This window comes from Acinetobacter sp. T_3_1, assembly GCF_025377055.1.
GTDB classification, from domain to species: Bacteria; Pseudomonadota; Gammaproteobacteria; order Pseudomonadales; family Moraxellaceae; genus Acinetobacter; species Acinetobacter kookii.
This window is the reverse complement of the sequence record NZ_JACHVD010000003.1, coordinates 61,796-86,994: the sequence shown is the minus strand read 5'-3', so window position 1 is coordinate 86,994 and position 25,199 is coordinate 61,796. Positions and strand designations below refer to the sequence as shown.

The 25,199-nt window shown below is 40.3% G+C and carries 18 protein-coding genes and 1 pseudogene; 4 read left to right on the top strand and 15 right to left on the bottom strand.

Annotation, left to right across the window (positions count from 1 at the left end; translation table 11 throughout):
* Nucleotides 1-69 precede the first annotated feature (69 nt).
* The gene (cysD, locus tag H4I94_RS05270; protein WP_261182425.1) at nt 70-978 is read right to left on the bottom strand and encodes a sulfate adenylyltransferase subunit CysD; all 909 of its coding nucleotides are present in this window, start codon (nt 976-978) and stop codon (nt 70-72) included.
* Between the two features lie 340 nt (nt 979-1,318).
* On the opposite strand from cysD, the gene H4I94_RS05265 reads away from it, so the two are divergent.
* The 3 genes from H4I94_RS05265 to pgaB (H4I94_RS05255) all read left to right on the top strand — a co-directional run bounded on the left by H4I94_RS05265 (nt 1,319) and on the right by pgaB (H4I94_RS05255) (nt 3,890).
* The gene (locus tag H4I94_RS05265) at nt 1,319-1,861 is read left to right on the top strand and encodes a hypothetical protein (protein WP_261182075.1); all 543 of its coding nucleotides are present in this window, start codon (nt 1,319-1,321) and stop codon (nt 1,859-1,861) included.
* Between the two features lie 261 nt (nt 1,862-2,122).
* Nucleotides 2,123-2,566 carry a VOC family protein gene (locus H4I94_RS05260; RefSeq protein ID WP_261182074.1) on the top strand — a complete coding sequence of 148 codons (444 nt, stop codon included), beginning with the start codon at nt 2,123-2,125 and terminating at the stop codon, nt 2,564-2,566.
* Between the two features lie 94 nt (nt 2,567-2,660).
* Nucleotides 2,661-3,890 carry a poly-beta-1,6-N-acetyl-D-glucosamine N-deacetylase PgaB gene (pgaB, locus tag H4I94_RS05255; RefSeq protein ID WP_092819978.1) on the top strand — a complete coding sequence of 410 codons (1,230 nt, stop codon included), beginning with the start codon at nt 2,661-2,663 and terminating at the stop codon, nt 3,888-3,890.
* On the opposite strand, the gene pgaD is transcribed toward pgaB (H4I94_RS05255), so the two are convergent.
* The 14 genes and pseudogenes from pgaD to sdhC all read right to left on the bottom strand — a co-directional run bounded on the left by pgaD (nt 3,856) and on the right by sdhC (nt 22,327).
* Nucleotides 3,856-4,362, bottom strand: coding sequence for a poly-beta-1,6-N-acetyl-D-glucosamine biosynthesis protein PgaD (gene pgaD, locus H4I94_RS05250; protein WP_092819979.1), 507 nt, complete (start codon nt 4,360-4,362; stop codon nt 3,856-3,858). The genes pgaB (H4I94_RS05255) and pgaD overlap by 35 nt on opposite strands.
* Nucleotides 4,355-5,623 (bottom strand): poly-beta-1,6-N-acetyl-D-glucosamine synthase, encoded by a 1,269-nt coding sequence (gene pgaC, locus H4I94_RS05245; RefSeq protein ID WP_131273309.1) that lies wholly within the window; start codon nt 5,621-5,623, stop codon nt 4,355-4,357. Before pgaC ends, pgaD begins: the two co-directional genes overlap by 8 nt.
* Nucleotides 5,623-7,461 carry a poly-beta-1,6-N-acetyl-D-glucosamine N-deacetylase PgaB gene (gene pgaB / locus H4I94_RS05240; RefSeq protein ID WP_261182070.1) on the bottom strand — a complete coding sequence of 613 codons (1,839 nt, stop codon included), beginning with the start codon at nt 7,459-7,461 and terminating at the stop codon, nt 5,623-5,625. Before pgaB (H4I94_RS05240) ends, pgaC begins: the two co-directional genes overlap by 1 nt.
* Complete coding sequence (gene pgaA, locus H4I94_RS05235) at nt 7,461-9,932, bottom strand: poly-beta-1,6 N-acetyl-D-glucosamine export porin PgaA (RefSeq protein ID WP_092819982.1); 2,472 nt, start codon at nt 9,930-9,932, stop codon at nt 7,461-7,463. The genes pgaB (H4I94_RS05240) and pgaA overlap by 1 nt, the downstream gene beginning before the upstream one ends.
* 374 nt (nt 9,933-10,306) lie before the next feature.
* Entirely contained in the window at nt 10,307-11,197 is an 891-nt protein-coding gene (gene sucD, locus H4I94_RS05230) for a succinate--CoA ligase subunit alpha (RefSeq protein ID WP_261182069.1), read from the bottom strand.
* 12 nt (nt 11,198-11,209) lie between these two features.
* Nucleotides 11,210-12,376: an ADP-forming succinate--CoA ligase subunit beta gene (gene sucC, locus H4I94_RS05225; RefSeq protein ID WP_261182068.1), complete on the bottom strand. Its 1,167-nt coding sequence runs from the start codon at nt 12,374-12,376 to the stop codon at nt 11,210-11,212.
* Nucleotides 12,377-12,545: 169 nt separating this feature from the next.
* Nucleotides 12,546-13,979 carry a dihydrolipoyl dehydrogenase gene (gene lpdA, locus H4I94_RS05220; RefSeq protein WP_092819985.1) on the bottom strand — a complete coding sequence of 478 codons (1,434 nt, stop codon included), beginning with the start codon at nt 13,977-13,979 and terminating at the stop codon, nt 12,546-12,548.
* A 60-nt stretch (nt 13,980-14,039) separates the two neighbouring features.
* On the bottom strand, nt 14,040-15,257 hold the full coding sequence (gene odhB / locus H4I94_RS05215; protein WP_131273315.1) for a 2-oxoglutarate dehydrogenase complex dihydrolipoyllysine-residue succinyltransferase: 1,218 nt from the start codon (nt 15,255-15,257) through the stop codon (nt 14,040-14,042).
* Nucleotides 15,257-18,097, bottom strand: a complete 2,841-nt coding sequence (locus H4I94_RS05210; RefSeq protein ID WP_261182064.1) for a 2-oxoglutarate dehydrogenase E1 component — start codon at nt 18,095-18,097, stop codon at nt 15,257-15,259. The genes odhB and H4I94_RS05210 overlap by 1 nt, the downstream gene beginning before the upstream one ends.
* A gap of 153 nt (nt 18,098-18,250) precedes the next feature.
* Nucleotides 18,251-18,343 (bottom strand): annotated as a pseudogene (locus H4I94_RS05205) (hypothetical protein); the annotation flags it as partial.
* Between the two features lie 584 nt (nt 18,344-18,927).
* A complete protein-coding gene (locus H4I94_RS05200) occupies nt 18,928-19,638 on the bottom strand; it encodes a succinate dehydrogenase iron-sulfur subunit (RefSeq protein WP_092819987.1) in 711 nt (236 codons plus the stop codon).
* Between the two features lie 14 nt (nt 19,639-19,652).
* Nucleotides 19,653-21,551 (bottom strand): FAD-binding protein, encoded by a 1,899-nt coding sequence (locus H4I94_RS05195; protein WP_092819988.1) that lies wholly within the window; start codon nt 21,549-21,551, stop codon nt 19,653-19,655.
* Nucleotides 21,552-21,563: 12 nt separating this feature from the next.
* A complete protein-coding gene (gene sdhD / locus H4I94_RS05190; RefSeq protein WP_092819989.1) occupies nt 21,564-21,929 on the bottom strand; it encodes a succinate dehydrogenase, hydrophobic membrane anchor protein in 366 nt (121 codons plus the stop codon).
* Nucleotides 21,929-22,327, bottom strand: coding sequence for a succinate dehydrogenase, cytochrome b556 subunit (gene sdhC, locus H4I94_RS05185; protein WP_131273317.1), 399 nt, complete (start codon nt 22,325-22,327; stop codon nt 21,929-21,931). Before sdhC ends, sdhD begins: the two co-directional genes overlap by 1 nt.
* A gap of 1,018 nt (nt 22,328-23,345) precedes the next feature.
* On the opposite strand from sdhC, the gene gltA reads away from it, so the two are divergent.
* Nucleotides 23,346-24,623 carry a citrate synthase gene (gltA, locus tag H4I94_RS05180; RefSeq protein WP_092819990.1) on the top strand — a complete coding sequence of 426 codons (1,278 nt, stop codon included), beginning with the start codon at nt 23,346-23,348 and terminating at the stop codon, nt 24,621-24,623.
* The last annotated feature ends 576 nt before the right edge of the window (nt 24,624-25,199 follow it).

Below are 25,199 nucleotides of genomic sequence, written 5' to 3'. Positions count from 1 at the left end.
ACCTAAGTCCTCCTTTAGTAAAGGAGGACTTGCTCCTCTCTTTGAAAAAGAGAGGTTGGGGGAGATTTCTTAGAAATAACCTTCCTGCTTTTTCTTCTCCATCGAGCCTGCTTCATCATGGTCAATCATACGACCCTGACGTTCAGAACTGGTGGCTAAAAGCATTTCCTGGATAATTTCCGGCAAGGTTTTGGCAGTTGATTCAACTGCACCCGTTAACGGGTAACAACCTAAAGTACGGAAACGTACCGATTTCATTTGTGGAACTTCGCCTTCATGTAAAGGCATACGTTCATCATCAACCATAATCAGTGTGCCACTACGTTCAACTACAGGACGTTCTGCAGCCAAATAAAGTGGTACTAATGGAATGCTTTCCAAATAGATATATTGCCAGATATCAAGCTCAGTCCAGTTTGATAACGGGAATACACGAATACTTTCGCCTTTGTTCACTTTACCGTTGTAAAGGTTCCAAAGCTCAGGACGCTGGTTTTTAGGGTCCCAACGGTGCTTCGTATCACGGAACGAATAAACACGTTCTTTGGCACGTGATTTTTCTTCATCACGGCGCGCGCCACCAAAAGCGGCATCAAAACCGTATTTATCCAAAGCCTGTTTTAAGCCCTGGGTTTTCATGATGTCGGTATATTTAGAACTGCCGTGATCAAACGGGTTGATTCCAGCGTCTTTACCTTCTTTGTTTTGATGCACGATCAAATCGAAACCATGGGTTTTCGCCATATTGTCGCGGAATTTGATCATATCTTTGAACTTCCAGCCCGTGTCTACATGCAGTAGCGGGAATGGAAGTTTTGCAGGATAGAATGCTTTTAAAGCAAGATGCAGCATTACTGCAGAATCTTTACCAATAGAATACAACATGACCGGATTTTCAAATTCGGCAGCCACTTCACGGATAATGTGAATACTCTCAGCTTCAAGCTGTTTAAGATGAGTAAGTCTTTCCTCAGTTATGGACATTGACAACACCAGCTCAGATCAACGTGTACTTATTACACTTTTAAAAATATATATTCATTATAGAGATTTAGTTATCACATCTATTGCTTGTTTTATTATATTGATATGCATATTTGTCATATAAAGCTTAACTAATAAAGAGTATAAGTTTTTATTAATGATTCACTTAAATGATGTTCTATTATTTTATCCAGATGCGCCCTTTACCACAAGCCAACATTAAAATGTACAAAATCTAATCTGATTGTTAATTCATCTAACACATCTATGTCATTCTTGCTGAAAATTGCATAGAGTACTTAGACTTTCTCCCATCTCCTGTATTTTTTGAATTATGCATACGCTAGACCGTACTCTTGAATCCGTTAAATCCAGCCTGGAACAGGCACAACTTGCAGGTCATATCTATCAGCACAATGCGCATTTGCTGATCTTGCAGGAACCGTTGAATGATGATGGTTCAATTCTGAATAATTTTGTGCAACATGAACTTACCGCTGACCAGATTGGGCTGCAATATGGACTAAGACTTTCGGATAATCATTTTGATTTTTTGATTGGAGTCACCCATAGCAACCAGGATCGCAGCTATGAAATTGGTGCAGGCAATCTGAAGGCCGATCAGAAAGCCTTTAACCTGTTGTATGCCTTTTATAACTATCCCAAGGCATTTTATCTGGTCAGCCTGCCCATGACAGCCAGTAGCGCTCAACTTGAACATGCCATTGAAACGCAACTTTTCAACCAGCCACAGTTAGCTTTTCTGAACACAGCCATCAAAACCAATCCGATGGGACAACAGGTCAACTGGATGAAAGCTTTTATTCTGCAACAGGCCCTAGACATGAAAGTCCGTATTCAAACCTGCTTGCTTTAAGCATAGTTATTCAAGCTGCATACATCATCCATTTAAGATAAAAGATTAAAGCAGGCTGATTGAAAAGATCATTCATTTTCGTATTACAAACAGTTGAATCTATATAAATTTTTATCATAAAAAACATGCAGTCTTAATGACTGCATTTTTATTAAAATCGAATAAACTTTATACAATTACCCTGCATAAAATCACTTGAGTAATGCTGCCAGAACACTACATTATCTGTATCTGTTTATATGACCTATATAGAGCATAATAATGACTCACTCTATTTACCCCTGCCTATGGTTTGAAGAAAATGCCCAAGCAGCCTTTGAATGGTATGGTTCTATTTTTCCGCATAGTCATATGATCGAAACAAACCCATATGCGGCAAAAGCAAGTTTTTCAGGTGTGCCATTTTTAGGCATGAATGGAGGTCCTACTTTTCACCCGAATCCGTCTATTTCCTTTATGGTCATTTGTGAAAGCCAAAATGAAATTGATCACTTGTGGAATCGGTTGATCGAGGGTGGTTCTATCTTGATGGAATTAGGTCAGTATGCCTGGAGTGATTATTACGGCTGGCTGCAAGACCAGTATGGTTTTAGCTGGCAAATTCATCCTGAAAATTTGAGTGAAATCTTTAAGCAGAATCCTCATGCCCAAGCCGCAGCATTTAAAATGAAAAAGCTGGTGATTCAGGATTTGATTCATGCCTGATCACTCGGCATCACGATCAGGTAACAATAAAACAAACATCAATACATTGATAATTTTTTGAAAAATTCAATAACCAATAAAAGCGAGTATAACAATGAATAATTTTAAAAATTTATACCAGAACAGGCTTAGCCGTTGCCTTTATTGGAGCTTAGGCTGTCTGCCATTGTCTACACAGGCTGCAGATCTCGTGCAAATCAAACAACATCCTATTGATGCAATTGTGCAGCAAAATATGACACAAAAATCAGTTGCGCCGCCATTTAAAAAAACCGGAAAAATCGATCAGATGCGTATCATGCATATCGATATCGACTATGTTTATGATAAAGATAAAGCGCAGCAGAAAAAAAATCTTCAGACTCTATTACAGCGTATTAACAAGATTCAACCCAATACCATTTTCTTGCAAGCCTTTGCCGATCCTGATGCCAATGGTTCAGCCGATCAGGTCTATTTTAAAAACCGCCACATCCCAAGCAGGGACAATCTTTTTCCTGTTCTTGTTAGCCAGATTCGCAGCAAGACTCAGGTCAAGCATATTTATGCCTGGCTCCCCTTAATGGCGTGGGAATTTCCAAAAAGTTATAAACTGACTTATGTCTCACATTACGACGGCGGAAAACAGGGTTATATTCGGGTTTCTCCCTTTGATCCTAAAAACCTTCAATATGTTTCCGAGATTTTTGTAGATTTTATCAAATCAAATGCGGTAGATGGTGTGCTCTACCATGATGATGTTACGCTGAATGATTATGAGGACAGCTCGGCTCCGGCACAAAATATGTATCGGGCTTGGGGATTTGGTGCAGATCAATTATTAAAACAGCCTCGGCAATCCAAACAATTAGAGTTTGCAAAATTTAAAACAGCCTATCTGGATCAATTTGCTGCAGGTATTACCAAAATCATTAAACAGCAACAACCTCATCTACTGACTGCACGCAATATGTATGCACCTGTGGTCTTAGAGCCTCATAGTGAAAACTGGTTTAGCCAATCCATGCCCAGTACTTATCAATATTATGACTACAATGCCATTATGGCGATGCCCTATATGGAAGAAGCGGATGACCATCAACAATTCTATTTGGATCTCGTAAAACGGTCAAAAAAATATGACCCAGATTTGAGTCATACGATTTTTGAACTTCAGGCGTTGAATTGGCGAAATAATCAAAAACTTTCCACCGAAGAAATTGTGGATACCATCAAGTTTTTAGAAAAACACGGGGTAAAACATATTGGTTATTACCCCGATGATTTTGTAGAGGAACATCCTCAACCATCTAAGCTGAAATCCGCTTTTTTAACTGGTGATTAGTCTCAAAAAATTCCAGAAACCCTTTATTATTATAATAAAGGGTTAAATTCCTAGCCTGCTGCATATTGATAATATCTGCCGTATTCACCTTAAAACTACTGGCAAGTTGCGGTACTGCGACCGCTACTGGGGTTTTTCTACGATCCTTACCTGAAAAGCGAGCCCAGTTATAAGTTGCCCATAGCAACAGCAGACCAATAAAGCTTAAAATCATCACAACAATATTGATTAAACTTAATGGGCTATTGGGTTGGGCTTGTATAACCAGTTGCTGATAAATGGTTTGACCTTCAAACCACCATAAAAACAGAGTCAACACTGGCATAAATAACCACATAAACATAAACCAACCCACAATTTGTAAGCTGTAACCCGCGCTTTTATTACGTACATATTCAGGTTGATCAATATACGCTGGCAGTTCTAATTTTGACTCATCTTCAATTAAATAATATTTATATACTTTAGTCATTTTCTGGCGCTCCTCTAAATCCACGATCTGGACTTACCCAGCGTGCACGTTTTTGAGTCTTGAAAATCGTTTTAGGTAATGCAACCACTGTCGTCAGCATAGTGAGAACCCAGAAGAACAATGGATACCAAATGACCCAAAAATAGTTTCTGAAGATTCGGGCTTTATCATAGGGCTTATCGATACATAAACTAACAAAGAATTGAATAAGGCAAGTTAAACCCAGAATAATCCCGTACCATTGTGGAAAGAGAGATTGAATTGCCCACTCTCCGGGTAAAGAAAAAAACAGACCATATAGATATAGGATAATAATACCGAACATCACATATGCCCAAACCACACTGACAATAGACTCTAGTGCAATAGGCCACATACGGCGTCGATTCCACTTAAATAAGCTCGGTAAATAAGCAAATAAAACCTCTACTCCTCCTTGTGCCCAACGCAAACGCTGTTTCCATAAACCTTTAAAAGTTTCAGGCATATAGATATAGCACAGTGCTCTTGGGACATATTGCAGGTCCCAATGATCGAACTGTAAACGCCATGATACATCGATATCCTCCGTGATCATGTCATCACGCCAATATCCAATCCGGTCTAGCGCCGTTTTACGAAAACCGACTATTGCGCCTGAAACAGTAAAGATTCGTCCATAGGTGCGTTGTGCACGTTTAATTAATCCAATAATAGAAGAGAATTCACCCACCTGAATTTTGCCCAGAATACTGGAGCGGTTCAAAATACGTGGATTCCCCGTGACTGCCCCAACCCTTGGATATCTTGTTAAATGATGCATCATCCATAGCACTGCATGCGGATGGATTAAGGCATCACCATCTATACACACCAGATATTCATTTTGACTCACCATTGCACCGGCACGTAAAGCATAGGCCTTGCCCTGATTTTCAGCCAAATGGACAACTCTGAGTTTCGGATATTTTTGCAAAAGCTCATCAAGAATTTCAGCAGTTTTATCCTGACTTCCATCATTTACTGCAATGACTTCAAAATCCGGATACTGCGTTTGCATGGCAAATTTTATGGTATCCCGAACCTGGGCTGCTTCATTAAAACAAGGAATAATAATACTGCATCCATGTTCGCTAGCATGAGGTAATGGCGGTTGCTTGCGTTCATGTTTTAAATAGAACCAGATTCCCCCAGCAATCCAAAGCCAAGCCATAAATAATGGGTAGAAAAAAGCAAAGCCAAAATACACATCACTAATTTGAAATAAACTTGAGTCTGTCATTATTTCCTCCCCTTCGCAGTATTATTTTCATATGGATTACGATAAGTGAGTGGACTGGTATTAATACTTAAATCTTGGTAAAGATGTTCTTGAACTTGTTGACCAGCGTTCAATTGATAATTATTAATTCCAATTTTTTGTACGGATAATTTTTTTAATTCCTGATAATATTGTGAATACTCTTTCCAGTCGCTTCGTTTTGCATTCTGATTTACTGTAAAACTCACGATTAAATACTGTTTTTGTATACTGTTTAATTTTTCAAGTTGTTTTTCTATCGCTCTAAATATTCCAGAATCTTTCACCGGATCAAATTCAATATAAAGAAAATCCTTATTATTTAAACTGTATTCCATCAAAGGCATTAATCCATCTACGTGTTTATCCTTTAAGGTAATTTTCAAAACAGTTTGATAATTATTACTGATATTGGTGTAATATTTTGCCTGTTTTTTAGCTTGTTCTTTTATGTCAAAAACCTTTTTTATTTTTTGAGCGCATTCCTCATCCCAAGTCTGTTTCTGTATCGCACAGTCGAGTTCATCTCCAATATCAATCATTACACCTTCAACTGAAGAATTATATTTAACCAATTCTGCAGTGAGATCTGCAAAATTGAGTCCCTGTTTTGTTTGTAAACTAATCGGTAATTCAGCATATACCCGATTACCTACACGGGTGCGCGCTTGCCAAACTGTACGATTTAATAAATCTTTACGCATGCCCAGTTGACGATTTGGGAAATAGGCAACATCTATTTTTCCATCACCATTCTCATCCGCTACGGTTTTTAATAAAATGGTATTGGTTTGTAATGCACTAACCTGATCTAGAAATTGCCCAAGTTTTTGATCAAAAATTTCATTATTGGGACTGACCATTTCAGCCAAATCAAAACGGATATAACTTCTACGTTGCTTATGGATATCACTGGCAAAAGTCAAAAAATCCAGCATTTCTGCATGTAGCATTTCAGGGGTCGGGTTATTCATGACCAGGGCGCGTTGATAGGTTTGCCCCGAATCAGCAAGGGTGGACATACTGCCCAAACTAAATGACATAGGCAGACCCGCTTTTTCTGCAAGTTCTTCACTTTCCTTGGTCACGGCACCATAAGGCCAGAATATAGCCCTTGTATCTATTCCTAATTCAGTGTCTAAAATTTTCTTAGACTGTTTTAAATCATCTATAACCCGTTTTTGATAGGCTTGATCTGATTCATAACGTTGATATTTTGGCAAAAATTGGCGAGTAATTGCCGCGGGTTGCATACTTTGTTGAGGATTGGCAAGTATGCCTTTGTGCAGATTATCCGAATGTGATACAAACTCTACCAGACCTGAACGTTGCATTTCCCGCATTTGATCCCAAGTCATTAAGCTATTTTGACCATAGGCCTCATAAGCATCTTTGGTATTCCCATTAATCCAGCTCGTAGGAATAGCAAAAGCAGCGGAATATTTATACTGTTTCAATAACGGGAAAACTCGGGTATAACTACTGATTGCCCCATCATCAAAGGTTAATAACACTGATTTTTTAGGTAATTTCTTTTTCTTTTGCCGAGCATCCCATACATCTTGCAAACTAATCGTTTGCCACCCTTCCTGTTTTAACCATGCAAAATAGCGTCCTAAATTTTTAGTACTAATTGCATAAAGATCCCGATCTCCGTCACGGGAAACGTCATCCCGAACATCATGAAAAGTGATGGTCACAAATAAATTATCAGGTATTTCAGTGGTATTTTTCGTTATATTTTGAGCAAAAACCGTCACTGGAACGGCGAATGCCGTTACCATGACAGCAGAAAGTAAGGTTTTTATCACGTGTTTCATTAAAAAATTCCTTTAAAGCCCACTGTTGCATACGTTTTTTCTTCATCTTCACCATCATAAGGATGAGTTCCCCAGCCTATGCCATAGTTCAGACGCCATGTCCGAGAAAGCTGCCAATCATGTTCATAAAAAACGTTATAAATTGGCTTGCTGGAATAGTTATCTTGTCCAAAAGTCCCAATAGTAGCTTCAAAATGTTGAGTGAAATTCCTGTCATATCTACGCCACGTAATCCACTCATGCTGTAAATTCAGTTCTGCACTATAACTTTCTTCAGGATTGAAATAGTCCACAATGACATCTTTGTTCTGGCTGTAATAACCAGCTAGAGTCAAACTGGTGGTATGATGCGGAGCTTGAAAAATCTGTTGTTTAAGGTATGCCGAAACCTCTTGGCGTGTATTGTCATCATCAATATCGGTTAACTGATAGACAAGACCTGCCTTACGGGATTCATGCTGTTGCCAATTCAAATCAAAGGTATAAGATTTTCCTTCATTGCCATTTCTGATGGCCTGTAAAGGAATATCCGCCTGACTATTAAATCCTAATGCGTACTGCCAATGATCATTCAGCCATTGTGACCAATTGAGCTTAACCCCAAAACGGTCTTGATCTTGTTCATTGTCGATACTCTGAGACAACATGATATTTACCGCTTTACGACGCGATGCCCATTCCAGCCCTAGACCTACACGTTGATATTCAATGGTGCCGGTATCATATTCACCAGAACGAAAACTGTGATCAACATAGGTACGATAATTATCAAAAAGCCATGGGCTGTGAATGCGTGTGAAATGATCCTGCTCACGGTTCCCTCTCAAACGATCGAGTAAAGCCGAATTATCTGAGTCACTTTCTGAAAAATTACTCAGGTGTTGAATAGAGGCATGATTACGGTCATTCAGTTCTTTTTTATTTTTTACTACAGTCGTATCTTCAGGCATGGTTTGTATGAGTTCAGCACTTTGGATACGCCATTCCTGGATATTTTCCAAAGCTCGCAGGTTTTCTAAATGACGGATTCGGATGCCTTCATCTACCGGTATGACGCCATCCCATTGAGATACAATCCATTCAGCACGTTGCGGGTTTTCACGCAAAAGTTGAATAAATGCACGATTATTTTGGAAAAGTACGTTATTGGGTGCTTTTGCAATCAATTGTTCATAATATTGTTCGGCTTTGGCATATTCTTGACGATAGGCATAATTCAGCCCGACTAAAGCTAAATATTCACTTCGGTCATCATGGGTAACTTTATCCACGCCTTTAGCATTACTGTATTGAAAAGTAGGTAATGCTTTGTCCATTATTTTTAATAATTGATCAGCTTCCTTGTATTTCTCCTGTTCAATTAACGAATAATATAAGCCTGCATATAACTCAAAATGCGCATAGTTCTTTTCTTGCAGCAAATTTTTATAAATTTTTTCAGCGATTTGAGGCTGTTGATTCTTAAAGTAGGCATCTGCAATAGCTTGACGCACATACGGAGGCATTTGCTCTATAGGTACGCCAGTTTTGGGAATTTGCTCGAAGACTTTTTGTGAGCGATTTCGTTCGTTTAAGGCATAAATGTATTCATAGTAAAACCGTCGCTTCCAATTCGGATCATTCGGCAGTTGTGATTCGTATTGCTCCATATCCGCGAGCACTTCATCAAGTGGCTGGTACGGCTGTTTTCGTCCTCTATAAATGGAAAGCTTATAATATTCGACAGCATTTTGAATTCGTTGGGAAAATTCATTAATTTTGGCATTGGCTCTCAGATCGGCATTTTCTTTTAGTGATTGACTATTTTGTATGAAATTTTCAGCATTGGCATAATCTGCATTGGTCAGCAATGCCAATGCATACTGTTCTTCGGTACTCGCGTCCTTGCTTTTTTCAATAGCCAGATTAGCCGTATTCAATGCCTCAACCGGCATATCTAGCAACCGGTAAGTATAAGAAAGCTGGGCTAAATAATCTGCTTCGACCTGATTAATATCGACTTGAGAAAGTGTTTTTTTCGCCTGAGCCTTTTTACCCGCTTCTGCCTGTAATATGCCTGTCCAGACAATCCATTGTGGATTGGAATCGGTTTTTGCAAAGGTTTTGGCCCAGTTTTCTGCTAACTCAAATTTCTTTAAGTCGCGTAATACCTTGATGACATATATTTTTCCATAGTCTGGAAATTGTTGACTTTGTATACCCTTCAGGTAGCGAATATCCGACTCTGCAAACTTTTTATTTTCATAAGCCATTATTACAAAATCAGCAATCAGTTTCTGATTATTGGGATAGCGGCCCAATAATTGTCTGAGTTTTTGTAAACCAGTGTCCACCTGACCCTGTTTAATTAAAGGTATAACTTTTTCACGTTGTTGATCCACAACGTCCTTATAGATCAATTCTGCGTATGACAATGTAGAAAACAGTAAAGTCCCACAGGAAAGCGCGAGTACAGTGAAATTAAAGTTCATAATTAAAATATTCTTTATTCATTGTTATTAATGCTGACATTGTAATCCACAATATGTGAATAAAAGAGCAAATTAATAAAATATTGTGTTTCGTTTTGTGTTTTTTATTATTATATGTGATATAAATCACATTATTTTAAATATAAATTATATTGTTTTTTAATCTGATTATTTTAATTTAACGATAATATTTTCTTTATTCAAGCAACCTACAATTTTCATACAACAAGCTATTTTAACGGGTTGTAAAAATATCCTTCCTTACAATCTACTATTTTAATTTAAAATTCCTCAACGTTAGGTTGTTATCCATATCAAATATCATGCAATAAAAAACCCTCAAAAGAGGGTTTTTTTATTGCACTTGTTATGTGTCACACCAAACTTTTATTCTTCAACACTTCAAACATGGTTGAGCCAAGTTCTGCAGGACTACGGGTATAAGCCATACCGGCTTTTTCAAAGGCTGCAAATTTTTCTTCTGCTGTGCCTTTACCCCCCGAAATAATTGCTCCGGCATGCCCCATACGCTTGCCTTTAGGTGCTGTTACCCCTGCAATATAACCCACAACCGGCTTAGTCACATGAGACTGAATATATTCAGCGGCTTCTTCTTCTGCTGTTCCGCCAATCTCACCAATCATGATGATAGCTTCGGTTTGCGGATCTTCCTGGAACAGTTTCAGGCAATCAATCTGGTTCATGCCTGGAATTGGATCACCGCCAATGCCAATACAGGTGGATTGACCCAAGCCTAATTTAGTAGTCTGTGCCACTGCTTCGTAGGTCAGTGTTCCGGAACGGGAAATAATGCCGATTTTACCTGTCTGATGAATATGTCCCGGCATAATCCCGATTTTGCACTCACCCGGCGTGATAATACCTGGACAGTTTGGCCCGATCAGACGTGTGCCATTACCGTTGGTTTCTAAATAGCGTTTGGCTTTTAACATATCCAGTGTTGGCACACCTTCCGTAATTACCACAATCAGCTCAATTCCAGAATCTACTGCTTCTACAATTGAATCCAATACAAATGGTGCAGGGACATAAATCACAGAGGCATCTGCATCTGTTTCTTTGACTGCTTCTTTCATGGTATTAAAAACAGGAAGATGTAAATGGGATTGACCGCCCTTTCCAGGAGTTACCCCACCAACGACTTTTGTACCATAGGCTAAGGCTTGTTCTGAATGAAATGTACCATTTTTACCTGTAAAACCTTGTACCAATACTTTCGTGTCTTTATTGATTAATACGCTCATGTTTGATACTCCTTAAGCTTTTACAGCAGCGACAATTTTTTCTGCAGCATCGGCCAAACCTGATGCAGAAATTAACGTGAGTCCAGATTCATCCAATAACTTGGCACCCAGTTCTGCATTATTTCCTTCCAAACGCACAACGACCGGCACGGCTACGTGAACTTCCTGAACCGCTGCAATAATGGCTTCAGCAATCATGTCACAACGTACAATCCCACCAAAAATATTAATTAAAACCCCTTGTACTGAACTGTCTGCCAAAATAATTTTAAAGGCTTCAATGACACGTTCTTTGGTTGCACCCCCTCCCACATCCAGAAAGTTTGCCGGCTGACCGCCATACAGTTTGATGATGTCCATGGTTGCCATTGCAAGACCGGCACCATTAACCATACAGCCAATGTTACCTTCTAGGGCTACATAATTCAGGTCATGCTCTGAAGCTTTCAATTCGCGTTCATTTTCCTGAGATTTATCGCGCATCGCTACAATTTCGGGCAAACGATACAAAGCATTAGAGTCGATCCCGACTTTGGCATCAACACATAAGATGTCACCATTTTCACGGACTGAAAGCGGGTTAATTTCAAATAAGGCAAAATCATTTTCAATGAATGCCTGATAAGCTGCGGTCATGATTTTGACAAACTGATTGATCTGTCCATCTTTTAAATTCAGTGCAAAAGCCACTTCACGCGCCTGGAATGGCAATAAACCCACCAGCGGGTCAACTTCAACTTTAATAATTTTTTCAGGAGTTTCTTCAGCCACCTTTTCAATTTCGACCCCACCCTCAGTGGATGCCATAAAGGTTACATGACGGCTGGAACGGTCCACCACTGCACCCAGGTATAACTCGCGTTCAACTGGGTAAACATCTTCAGAGACTAAAATGCTGTTGACTGGCTGTCCATTGGCATCGGTTTGATACGTAACCAAGCGAGTACCCATAATCTGGTTAGCATAGTCTGCAGCTTCTTGCGCAGACTTCACCACTTTTACCCCACCGGCTTTACCACGTCCACCGGCATGAACCTGGGCTTTAAGTACTGCAAATTTTCCTCCAAGCTGTTCAAAAGCTTTTACGGTTTCTTCTGCATTTGTTGCCAGGATACCCTCTTGCACCGGCATACCATATTTTTTTAATAACGTTTTTGCTTGATACTCATGTAAATTCATTGAACAACCTTTTACTACTTTTTACTTTGTTATACCCAACCAATACCCCGACATCCGTCAAAGCAGTATCAGCATTTTTTAAAATCTATCTTATCTTTATTTTTAGATGATTGTTCTAATAAAAACAACCATCAAATGTAAAAAGAGCGGCTTAAGCCGCTCTTTTTTATTACTTACGCTTACGTTGAATCGCGTGAATCGCTCGACCATCTACAGCCAAAGCAGCTTCATGAACCACTTCAGAGAATGTAGGATGACCAAATGTCATCAACTGTAAATCTTCAACTGAAGATACAAACTCAAGTGCGATCATACCTTGGTGTACGATATCGGACGCAGCAGGTCCAATCACGTGCATGCCCAATAAACGGTCAGTTTTTGCATCAGCAACAAACTTCACGAAACCAGCATTTTCGCCAGCTGCCATTGCACGACCATTTGCAGCAAAGCCGAATTGACCTGTCTTAACGTCATGGCCTTTTTCTTTTGCTTGCTCTTCTGTTAAACCAACCCACGCCGCTTCTGGGTGTGTGTAAATTACAGAAATGATGGTGTCGTAGTTCACTTGTGCAGCATGACCGTGAATACGTTCAACGGCCATTACGCCTTCTTCCATTGCTTTATGAGCAAGCATTGGACCACGTACCAAGTCACCAATTGCATATACGCCTTCAACAGAAGTCGCGCACCAATCATTTACTTCAACCAGACCACGTTCAGTTAACTTAATGCCTGAATCTTCAGCCAATAGGCCTTCAGCATAAGCACGACGACCTACACAAACAATCAACTTGTCGAAAGTTTGAGTTTTGTCTTCGCCACCTTGAGTGTACTTAACAGTAACTTCACGGCCATTTACTTCAGTACCAGCAACTTTAGCGCCAACACGGATGTCTAGACCTTGTTTAGTCAATACTTTTTGGTAGTCTTTCGCCAATGCTTTATCAGCCATTGGCAAGAATGCATCCATTGCTTCAAATACAACAACTTCTGCACCCAGACGACGCCATACTGAACCCAGCTCAAGACCGATGACACCCGCACCAATTACGCCTAGGCGTTTAGGTACTTCAGGGAATTCAAGTGCGCCAGTTGAATCAACAATGATGTCTTGATCTACAGGAGCTACTGGAATGTTTACCGGTACTGAACCTGTCGCAAGAATGACATATTTAGGTTCAAGAATTTGAGTTTCACCTTCGTGAGATACAAATTCAACTTTTTTACCAGCAAGTAATTTACCTGTACCTTTTAACCATTCGATACCGTTACCTTTTAGAAGGCCATCGATACCCATTGTTAATTGGTTTACAATTTTGTCTTTACGAGCAAGCATTTTTGCTAGGTCGAATTTCACTTCACCAGTTGCAATACCGTGATCTTCTAGGTGATGCACTGTATCTTCATAACGGTGTGAAGAATCAAGCAAAGCTTTAGACGGGATACAACCTACGTTTAAGCAAGTACCGCCTAAAGACGGTTTGCCTTTATGAATACGTTTTTCGATACAGGCAACTTTGAAACCAAGTTGAGCTGCACGAATTGCCGCTTCATAACCACCTGGTCCACCGCCGATAACAACAAGATCAAACTGTTGAGACATGTTTATCTCCAAAAATGGGCCTAGAGTTTCGCTCTAAGCCCATGGATTTATTCTATAGAATTAAAGGTCAAGGATAAGACGAGCAGGTTCTTCTAACAATTCTTTGATTGCTACAAGGAAACCTACAGCTTCTTTACCATCAATTAAACGGTGGTCATAAGACAGCGCCAAGTACATCATTGGCAAGATTTCTACTTGACCATTCACTGCCATAGGACGGTCCTGGATTTTGTGCATACCCAAGATTGCAGTTTGTGGTGTATTCAAAATTGGCGTAGAAAGCAATGAACCGAAAGTACCACCATTGGTAATAGTGAACGTACCTCCAGTCATGTCTTCAATGCCTAACTTACCGTCACGTGCCTTAGCAGCATAAGCGCGAATACCGTTTTCTACTTCAGCATAGTTCATGCGGTCAGTATCACGTAATACAGGAACCACTAGACCACGGTCGCTTGATACAGCCACACCGATGTCATAGTAACCGTGATAAACAATGTCATCACCATCGATAGAAGCGTTTACAGCAGGGTAGCGTTTCAGTGCTTCAGTCGCTGCTTTAACGAAGAATGACATGAAGCCCAGACGCGCACCATGACGCTTTTCGAATGCGTCTTTATATTGAGCACGCATTTCCATGATTGGTTTCATGTTCACTTCGTTGAACGTAGTCAACATTGCTGTTGATTGAGTCGCAGCAAGTAAACGCTCAGCAACACGTTTACGAAGACGGGTCATAGGAACACGTTTTTCGATACGCTCGCCAACAGCAACGCTTAAAGGCGCAGCAGCAGGAGCCGCTGGTTTAGCTTGATGGTTTGCAACATCTTCTTTAGTAATACGGCCACCGCGACCAGTACCTGCTACATCGCTAGCTGCAATACCAGTTTCAGTCAATGCTTTACGCACTGCTGGAGCTTGGTCTTGAACAGGCTGGCTACGTTCTACCACAGGTGCAGCACCCGCTTCAGTTTGAGCTGCAGCTTGTTCAACTTTCTCTTCAGATTGAACGGCTTGAGTTTGCGCAGCGCCAGAAACAGCACCTTCTTCAAACTGTGCAATCACTTCATTTGACAGCACTGTGTCGCCTTCATTTTTAATGATTGACGCAATTGTACCGTCCGCAGGAGCAACAACTTCCAAAACAACTTTATCAGTTTCGATATCACAGATCACTTCATCACGTGATACCGCTTCACCTGGTTGTTTATGCCAAGTTGCGATCGTACCGTCAGCAACTGACTCTGGGAATACCGGTGCTTTAATTTCGGTTGCCATTATTTAGAATCTCCTGATTGTTCAGCTGCAATCGCGAGTGCGTCATTTACCAGCTGAGCTTGTTGTTTTGCGTGCAAATATGGTGAACCACATGCCGGTGCAGCAGAAGCTTCACGGCCTGCGAAGCTAATACGTACTTGTTTACCTGATTTCATCACGTCGTCATATAGACGCGGTGCGATGAACAACCAAGCACCTTGGTTTTTCGGTTCTTCTTGAGCCCAAACCACTTCTTTGATATTTGGATAAGAAGCAAGTACTTCAGCAATGCGTTGTTCTGGATATGGGTACAATTGTTCAATACGAACGATTGCAGTGTTGTTTAATTCCTGTTCACGACGTTTTTCAAGCAAGTCGTAATAAACTTTACCACCACAAAGTACCAGACGAGTCACATCAGACTTGTTGATGTTGTCGATTTCGTCAATCACAGTCTGGAATGAACCATTTGCAAGCTCTTCAAGCGTAGAAGTTGCAAGTTTGTGACGAAGCAATGACTTCGGCGACATGATGATCATTGGCTTGCGGATTGGACGAAGTGCTTGACGACGCATCGCATGGAAAATTTGCGCTGGGGTAGTCGGTGTCATCACCTGCATGTTGTCTTCAGCACAAAGCTGCAAGAAACGTTCTAAACGTGCAGATGAGTGTTCTGGACCCTGACCTTCAAAACCGTGTGGAAGAAGCATGGTTAAACCACACACGCGTTCCCATTTGGTTTCGCCAGATGCGATGAACTGGTCAATCACAACTTGCGCACAGTTCGCGAAGTCACCGAACTGCGCTTCCCAGATAATTAAGCTCTTTGGAAGCGTCGTTGCATAACCGTATTCAAATGCAAGTACCGCCATTTCTGACAATAAAGAGTCATAAATTGCTGTACGTGGCTGGTTTTCTTTCAGGTTACATAATGGAATGTAAGTTGAACCGTCCACCTGGTTGTGCAATTTTGCATGACGGTGTGAGAAGGTACCACGCCCCACGTCTTCACCGGTTAAGCGAACCAGGAAGCCTTCATCTAGAATAGTTGCATACGCTAAAGTTTCTGCAGCCCCCCAGTTCAGCGGCATTTCGCCAGTTTGCATTTTCAGACGGTCGTCAATCACTTTTGCAACCTGACGCTGCATAACGAAGCCTTCTGGAAGCTCACGCATTTTGGTACCGAGTTCTTTCAAGCGTTCGATTGGGAATGATGTATCCCATACGTCTGTGTATTCGTGACCCAGGTATGGCGTCCAGTCAACAAACATTTTGGTATTTGGTTCAAGCACCAATGCATTGGCAACATGCTTGCCTGCTTCAAGGTCTGAACGGTATTGCTCAACCATTTGGTCAGCAGAAGCACGGTCAAGAACACCTTGTTGTACAAGCTGATCAGCATAAAGCGTACGCGTAGTCGCTTTTTTGTTAATCACTTGATACATCATCGGTTGAGTTGCAGCTGGCTCGTCCGCTTCGTTATGACCACGACGACGGTAGCAGAACATGTCAATCACAACATCCTTACGGAAAGTATGACGGAAATCATGCGCTAACTGAGACACAAACAATACAGCTTCAGGATCATCACCATTCACATGGAAGATTGGTGCCTGAATCATTTTCGCGATATCAGTACAGTATTCTGTAGAACGTGCATCACGTGGATCAGAAGTTGTGAAACCCACCTGGTTGTTAACAACGATGTGAACTGTACCACCTACGGTATAACCACGTGTTTGTGACATCTGGAAGGTTTCTTGGTTAACACCTTGACCTGCAAATGCTGCATCACCGTGAACAATGATTGGCAATACATCATCACCGCCAATGTCTTTACGACGCACTTGACGCGCACGTACGGAACCTTCAACCACAGGACCTACGATTTCAAGGTGCGACGGGTTAAATGCCAATGCCAAGTGAACTTCGCCGCCTGGAGTCATCACGTTAGATGAGAAACCTTGGTGGTACTTAACGTCACCAGAACCTTTTTTATGCAGTGATTTACCTTCAAACTCGCCGAACAGGTCAGCCGGGTTTTTACCCATGATGTTCACAAGAAGGTTTAAACGGCCACGGTGCGGCATACCGATAACCACTTCTTTACAGCCTACAGAGCCTGCACGTTGAATCAGTTCATTCACCATAGGAATGAAAGATTCACCACCTTCCACACCAAAGCGTTTTGCACCAACGTATTTATTACCGAGGTATTTTTCCAGACCTTCAGCTGCTGTTAAGCGTTCTAAGACGTGTTTTTTCTGTTCAGCAGTGAAACCGAATTGGCCTTTTGCACTTTCAAGACGTTGTTGAATCCAGCGTTTTTCTTTGGTATCAACAATGTGCATGTATTCAGCACCAATAGAAGCACAATAAGTCGCTTCCATCGCTTGAACCATTTCAGCTAAAGTTGCTTCAGTCTTACCGATTGCAAGGTTGCCCGTGTTAAACACTGTGTCTAAATCAGATTGAGTCAAACCATGCGCAGCAAGATCAAGATCAGGCACGATTTCACGCTTAGCCAAACCTAATGGATCTAATTTTGCTTTTTGATGACCACGGTTACGATAAGCTGCAATGAGTTGCAATACGCCAATTTGACGACGCTCATGCTCAGAACTTACAGCACTTTGAATCACAGGTTGAACGCGACTTGAGTTGCGACCTAATAAAAGGAATTGCTCACGTACATTGCTATGTGGTTGATCACCTTTAGGGAATTTACCGAAGTATTCTTGCCAGTCAGCACCTACTGAATCTGGAGCCGTCAAATACTGCTCATAAAGTTCTTCAATATACGCTGCACTGTCAGCGCTAAGTTCAGTGTCAAGACGCAGTGCGTCAGCAACTTCTTGCATTTGTGGACCCATTTCCTATTGCAAAAACATTTTCAGGATGCTTTTTAAGCGAACCCATGATTAATAATGTCAAATTGGTAACATGACATTAGTCCCCATAAGGCATAAGCCATGAGGCGTGATCACTACATTAGGAATAACCCAATGTGAATAATGAATCATAACGCCCTCATTGGCATCATCACTCATTGATATATACTCGACCAAAACCGAGCAATTTTTTGCAAATCGACTTAGAAAAAATAACTACGTGACTTAATTTTTCTAAAGCGATTCATATTTATTTATAAACCTTATACATAATTTCAAATGTTGAAAAAATGTACGCAAATACAGGGCTTTTTTTAAATATAGCTTTGTGTGAAATCGTAACATGTTCTCCAGTTGCAATTGATTTTTTTGACACATACCTCTCATAACTTAGCGAAATACACATCTAACATTTTCATCTAACATATGGTGCTTTATCTCATAATTAGATTCAATCTAGACCAAAGTCCTAGCCCACCTCACCATATATAACAAAAGAGAGCACAATATTTAAACTGGCTCTCTTTATCTGCGTTATATAATAACATTTTAATCTCAAATTTGCAGATTCAAGCCTAAAATTAGTGCTTTAATCACCCATTCAAACCATCCCACCAGACCCAGATCGTTTTTAAGCAAAATTCTGCTTTTGTTTTAATCAATTATATATTTTTTAACACCGCTGCACACCCCCACTCCCATCTATTCATATAAGCATTTAGTATTCCATACTTATTTACAACTATTAAAAGTATAAAAAAAGCACACCTATGGGTGTGCTTTTTTTTGACTGGAGCAGATTAGCCTGCCTGGTCTAACAACATGCTACGGATGTGACCGATAGCTTTAGTTGGGTTAAGACCTTTAGGACAAACTGATACACAGTTCATGATGCCTTTACAACGGAATAGCGAGAACGGGTCGTCAAGACGAGCCAAACGCTCTTGAGTTGCAGTATCACGAGAGTCAATGATAAAGCGGTAAGCATTCAACAATGCTGAAGGACCCAAGAACTTGTCAGGGTTCCACCAGAATGACGGACATGAAGTTGAACAGCATGCGCAAAGAATACATTCGTATAAACCGTCAAGGTGTTCACGTTCTTCAGGAGACTGTAAACGCTCTTTCGGTGGCGCAGGCTGGTTGTTGATCAAGAACGGGTGAATTTTGTTGTACTGATCGTAGAACTGGTTCATGTCTACAACCAAGTCTTTAACCACTGGTAGACCTGGAAGTGGACGAACAGTAATCACTTCTGGTAAATCATTCAGGTTCCACAAACATGCCAAACCGTTTTTACCATTGATGTTTACACCATCAGAACCACAAATACCTTCACGGCATGAACGACGGAACGTTAAAGATTCGTCTTGTACTTTCAACGCAAGAAGAGCATCAAGCAACATACGGTGCTTGTCTGTCAATTCAAGTTTAAAAGTTTGCATGTACGGTGCTTTATCCTTGTCAGGATCGTAGCGGTAGATATTAAATGTACGAGTACCTCTACTCATCTTACTTCTCCCTATTAGAATGTACGCGGTTTAGGTGGAATTGCGGCAACCGATAAAGGCTTATAACGCACTGGCTTGTACTCAAGATGGTTGTCAGCAGAGAACCATAATGTGTGCTTCATCCACTCATCATCACGACGACCGTATGGATAATCCGCATGTTCTGGCGGCAATTCAAAATCGACCACCGTATGCGCACCACGACATTCTTTACGAGCAGCAGCAGAAATCAGTGTTGCTTTCGCCACTTCATACAAGTTTTCAACTTCCAAAGCTTCAATACGTGCAGTGTTGAATACTTTAGATTTGTCTTTCAAGTGAATGTTACGAACACGTGGCTCAATCGCAAGAATTTGCTTCACACCTTCTTCAAGAAGTGCAGATGTACGGAATACACCAGCGTGGTCTTGAACGATATCACGGATTGCATCAGCAACTTCTTGAGCATTTTCACCTGAAGTTGACTCATCCAGTTTACGAATACGCTCAACAGTTTGTTCAAGCACAGTCGTAGGAAGCGGTTGGTACTCATCACCATGATGTTTAGTTACATAGTCAATGATATGTTGACCAGCAGCTTTACCAAATACAACCAAGTCAAGCAATGAGTTTGTACCTAGACGGTTCGCACCATGTACAGATACACATGAACATTCACCAATTGCATAGAAACCTTTCACTGGTTTAGTGAAGTCACGGCCTTCCGCATTTGTAGAATAAACATCAGTATCTTTGTTGTAGTGTGCTTCAAGCGGAGTTGTTTCGCGAGATTCAGGAACCACAACCTGACCATGAATATTCGTTGGAATACCACCCATTTGATAATGGATTGTTGGTACTACTGGAATTGGCTCTTTAGTGATATCCACGTTCGCGAATTTCTTACCAATCTCGAATACAGATGGAAGACGTTTCATGATTGTGTCAGCACCCAGGTGCGTCATATCAAGAAGAATGTAGTCACCTTTAGGACCACAACCACGACCTTCTTTGATTTCCTGGTCCATAGAACGTGATACGAAGTCACGTGGCGCCAAGTCTTTCAAAGTTGGAGCATAACGTTCCATGAACGGTTCGCCGTCTTTGTTACGAAGGATTGCACCTTCACCACGACAACCTTCAGTTAACAATACGCCTGCGCCCGCAACACCCGTTGGGTGGAATTGCCAGAATTCCATATCCTGTAATGGAATACCTGCACGAGCCGCCATACCAAGACCGTCACCAGTGTTGATATATGCGTTAGTAGATGCACGGTAAACACGACCTGCACCACCTGTAGCGAACAATGTTGCTTTCGCCTGGAATACTGCAATTTTACCAGTTTCTTGGTCAATAGCAGTTACACCAAGTACGTCACCCTCTTCGTTACGGATCAGGTCAAGAGCGATCCATTCAACGAAGAATTGCGTACCCATTTTCACGTTGCTTTGATAAAGCGTGTGAAGAAGTGCGTGACCTGTACGGTCAGCTGCAGCACATGCGCGAGGAACCGCTTTTTCACCGTAGTTTGCAGAGTGACCACCAAATGGACGTTGGTAAATTGTACCGTCTGCGTTACGGTCGAATGGCATACCCAAGTGTTCTAATTCATAAACCACTTGTGGCGCTTCACGCGTCATAAATTCGATCGCGTCTTGGTCACCTAACCAGTCAGAACCTTTTACGGTGTCATAAAAGTGGTAGTGCCAGTTATCTTCCTGCATGTTACCAAGAGATGCACCAATACCACCCTGTGCAGCCACAGTATGAGAACGTGTTGGGAATACTTTAGTCAGTACCGCAACTTTCAAACCCGCCTGAGCAAGCTGGTAAGATGCGCGCATACCTGAACCACCACCACCAACGATAACAGCATCGAAAGTTTCGTGTGGAATATTTGTGTAATCTTCTTTAGGGGTTATAGCGCCCATGATATTTTCCTATCAATTCGCCCAAAAAATCTGGATCGCCCAGATTGCATATGCAAATACAGCAATAATGACTGCTGAAGTCAGCACCAAACGCAAGCCTGAAGCTGAAGGACCCATTTGACGAGTAGTCACATAATCCGTGAATACCTGCCACATGCCGATCCAAGCGTGTGCGACAAGAGATAAGACTGCCAATAAAGACATAATCTTCATTGGTAATGTCATCATAAAGCCAAACCATTGTTCATAGTTAAATCCACCATTAAGAAGGATCCAACCCAATACCACAACAGTATAAACAGCTAATACAACAGCACTTACACGTTGGATAAACCAATCGCGAGAACCTGAACCCGTTAAACCTGTAGCACTTTTCATTAGAGAACAATCCATACAAATGATGCGACAATTGAAATCGCAGCCAAGATCAATGAAATAGTAGCTGCTACACGACCACTTTGCAGTTCTTCAGCAAAACCAAGGTCAGCAAGTAAATGCTTAATACCCATAATAAAATGGAAAAGTAAGCCGGCTACAAATACCCATACGATAAAGCGTACAATGAAGCCGCTAAAGATTGCCTGAACTTCAGCAAAACCTTCAGCAGAAGACAATGATTTGTCTAGAAGCCACAAAAGTACCGGTACAAGTAAAAATACGATGACACCAGAAAGACGGTGTAGAATTGATGCAATAGCCACAGGGGATTTTAAGTTTACTTCTAAAACTTGACCCATGGACAAATTGACAGGTCTGTTGCTTTTCACAGCGGGCATCCTGTAAGTAAAAACTCCATCCGGAGTTTGTTGGAATTAATTCGAAGGAAAGCTAGCATTTTTAGGCAATTACTCTATCCAGTAATACCTAATTTTAAAACGACACTGAATTATAAAACGTGAACTATCAAAACACAAACAATCACATTTAGCTTTTCCATAAAAAAATATTAAATAAGAATCATTAACATAAAATCCCCAAATCAAGCAGACAAAATACATCTAAGAAAACAGAGCTATATGCTTGGTTTTTATTAAATAAAAGCCAATTTTATTTATCGTTTTTAGCTTTGAGAATTAAATTTATTTATTTAGACTAAAGATGAACAAAAGAATTACTATATTTTACAACAAACTTAACCACATTTATATTATTTATGATAGTTTTCATTTTTAATATAAATATACAGCATTTATAAAAATTATATTAGCTTAAGATCATGAAATGAAATAATCACTTAGTCTGTGAATAACTCCCTTCTACAGCAAAATCATGCTGATTTTTTCAGCAAAATTATGGTTTATTTTTCCCAATTTGAACAAATAACCAGCATTTCCACCCACTTTTAACAGTTATTTTTTAGCCAAACAAACTTTATTTTATCTTTCATTTATCGCTTTTAATTATGAATAAAAAAACAACAAAATCTGTATAAAAAAGAGGTAAGTTACGAAAATTATGATAATTTAGAATATTAAGATGAATTAAAATCTACGACTGATCAGAGCTTTTAAGAATTAAAAAACGCCTACAATTCCAACAATGTGCATATTTTTTTCTGCAACTTGTCTTTATATGACTTATCATACTGCGTCGATACTGATATTTTCCTCATGGCTGCCGGATTATTTTTTGACCAATTCCTTGTGAGAACGTCTCTTTTCATCCATAAGTATAATTGACAAAATTTCAGTACTCTCTAATCTTATAGCAAATTTTTGATCCGTCTGATTCGCGCATTAAAAGATTAGTACTACGAGTCAGATAAAACATTCACCAGGACAGGAGATCTATTGAATGTCTGCAGCAACTGGCAAAAAAGCCGTTTTACAGCTTGATGGCAAAGAAATTGAATTACCAATTTACAGCGGCACATTGGGCCCAGATGTAATCGACGTTAAAGATGTGTTGGCCGCAGGTCACTTTACTTTTGATCCTGGTTTTATGGCAACAGCTGCATGTGAATCTAAAATCACATTCATCGATGGTAATAAAGGTGTGCTTTTACACCGCGGTTACCCAATCGACCAGCTTGCAACTAAAGCAGACTATCTAGAAACTTGCTACTTATTGTTAAACGGCGAACTTCCAACTGCTGAACAAAAAGTAGAATTTGATGCTAAAGTTCGTAACCACACTATGGTTCACGACCAAGTTAGCCGTTTCTTCAATGGTTTCCGTCGTGACGCTCACCCGATGGCAATCATGGTTGGTGTAGTTGGTGCGCTTTCTGCGTTCTATCACAACAACCTGGACATCGAAGATGTTAACCACCGTGAAATTACTGCAATCCGTCTGATTGCTAAAGTTCCTACGCTAGCGGCTTGGAGCTACAAATACACAGTTGGTCAACCATTCGTTTACCCACGTAACGACTTGAGCTACGCTGAAAACTTCTTGTACATGATGTTTGCTACTCCTGCAGACCGTGACTACAAAGTTAACCCAATTCTTGCGAAAGCAATGGACCGTATCTTCACGCTTCATGCTGACCACGAACAAAACGCTTCTACGTCTACAGTACGTCTAGCAGGTTCTACTGGTGCTAACCCTTATGCATGTATCGCTGCTGGTATCTCTGCACTTTGGGGTCCTGCTCACGGTGGTGCGAACGAAGCCGTTCTTAAGATGCTTGATGAAATCGGCACTGTAGAAAACGTGGCTGGCTTCATGGAAAAAGTGAAGACTAAAGAAGTTAAACTCATGGGCTTCGGTCACCGTGTGTACAAAAACTTCGACCCACGCGCGAAAGTAATGAAAGAAACTTGTGACGAAGTTCTTGGTGCACTTGGCATCAACGATCCACAGCTTGCACTTGCTATGGAACTTGAACGCATTGCATTGTCTGATGAATACTTCATCAAACGTAACTTATACCCTAACGTAGACTTCTATTCAGGTATCATCCTTAAAGCGATTGGTATTCCGACTGAAATGTTTACTGTAATCTTCGCTCTTGCACGTACAGTGGGCTGGATCAGCCACTGGTTAGAAATGCACAGCGGTCCTTACAAAATCGGTCGTCCACGTCAGCTTTACACTGGTGAAGTTCAACGTGACATCCAAGGTCGTTAATTCATTTAGAATTGATTACTAAAAAAACCACCCTTATGGGTGGTTTTTTTATGTCTTTCACTCCCACCTCTTTATTTTTACAATCAAAATTTTAATTATTTTTTGAAGAAAAAATGTCATTTACGCTTTATATGCAACCTTATTTTACTTTTGATACTTTTTCATAAAATAGCCACGTACTATTTTAAATAAACAACAATATAATTTTTTCATTTTTTAAAAAATAGAAATCCAACTTAACAATTAAAATGATCCACCAGATTTAAATATTAATGATTCACATACATACCCTCACTCACTTCATTTGAATTCAGCATTTATTTATGCTTTTAGAATTAAACTCAGCATCTATACTTATCTTCCACCCCCAATTTTTTCTTTATTTATACCTTTAAAATTTGTAAAAGTCTCATCAATAGACTTCTTACATTACCCTCTTTACTCTACTATGAGATGAAAAAAAGAGGTTAGGAATAATTATGAAAGAGGTTTATTCTAATTTTATACATTTTAAATACAAATTAAATTCATATACTAACAGCACATTAAAATATTTTATAGTTAATTTTTTATAAT

What these genes read in the sequence shown, in the direction of transcription:
- H4I94_RS05265 (WP_261182075.1), top strand. Translation starts at nt 1,319, where the DNA reads ATGCATACGCTAGACCGTACTCTTGAATCCGTTAAATCCAGCCTGGAA.
- H4I94_RS05260 (WP_261182074.1), top strand. Translation starts at nt 2,123, where the DNA reads ATGACTCACTCTATTTACCCCTGCCTATGGTTTGAAGAAAATGCCCAA.
- pgaB (WP_092819978.1), top strand. Translation starts at nt 2,661, where the DNA reads ATGAATAATTTTAAAAATTTATACCAGAACAGGCTTAGCCGTTGCCTT.
- pgaD (WP_092819979.1), bottom strand. Translation starts at nt 4,362, where the DNA reads ATGACTAAAGTATATAAATATTATTTAATTGAAGATGAGTCAAAATTA.
- pgaC (WP_131273309.1), bottom strand. Translation starts at nt 5,623, where the DNA reads ATGACAGACTCAAGTTTATTTCAAATTAGTGATGTGTATTTTGGCTTT.
- pgaB (WP_261182070.1), bottom strand. Translation starts at nt 7,461, where the DNA reads ATGAAACACGTGATAAAAACCTTACTTTCTGCTGTCATGGTAACGGCA.
- pgaA (WP_092819982.1), bottom strand. Translation starts at nt 9,932, where the DNA reads ATGAACTTTAATTTCACTGTACTCGCGCTTTCCTGTGGGACTTTACTG.
- sucD (WP_261182069.1), bottom strand. Translation starts at nt 11,197, where the DNA reads ATGAGCGTATTAATCAATAAAGACACGAAAGTATTGGTACAAGGTTTT.
- sucC (WP_261182068.1), bottom strand. Translation starts at nt 12,376, where the DNA reads ATGAATTTACATGAGTATCAAGCAAAAACGTTATTAAAAAAATATGGT.
- lpdA (WP_092819985.1), bottom strand. Translation starts at nt 13,979, where the DNA reads ATGTCTCAACAGTTTGATCTTGTTGTTATCGGCGGTGGACCAGGTGGT.
- odhB (WP_131273315.1), bottom strand. Translation starts at nt 15,257, where the DNA reads ATGGCAACCGAAATTAAAGCACCGGTATTCCCAGAGTCAGTTGCTGAC.
- H4I94_RS05210 (WP_261182064.1), bottom strand. Translation starts at nt 18,097, where the DNA reads ATGCAAGAAGTTGCTGACGCACTGCGTCTTGACACTGAACTTAGCGCT.
- H4I94_RS05200 (WP_092819987.1), bottom strand. Translation starts at nt 19,638, where the DNA reads ATGAGTAGAGGTACTCGTACATTTAATATCTACCGCTACGATCCTGAC.
- H4I94_RS05195 (WP_092819988.1), bottom strand. Translation starts at nt 21,551, where the DNA reads ATGGGCGCTATAACCCCTAAAGAAGATTACACAAATATTCCACACGAA.
- sdhD (WP_092819989.1), bottom strand. Translation starts at nt 21,929, where the DNA reads ATGAAAAGTGCTACAGGTTTAACGGGTTCAGGTTCTCGCGATTGGTTT.
- sdhC (WP_131273317.1), bottom strand. Translation starts at nt 22,327, where the DNA reads ATGCCCGCTGTGAAAAGCAACAGACCTGTCAATTTGTCCATGGGTCAA.
- gltA (WP_092819990.1), top strand. Translation starts at nt 23,346, where the DNA reads ATGTCTGCAGCAACTGGCAAAAAAGCCGTTTTACAGCTTGATGGCAAA.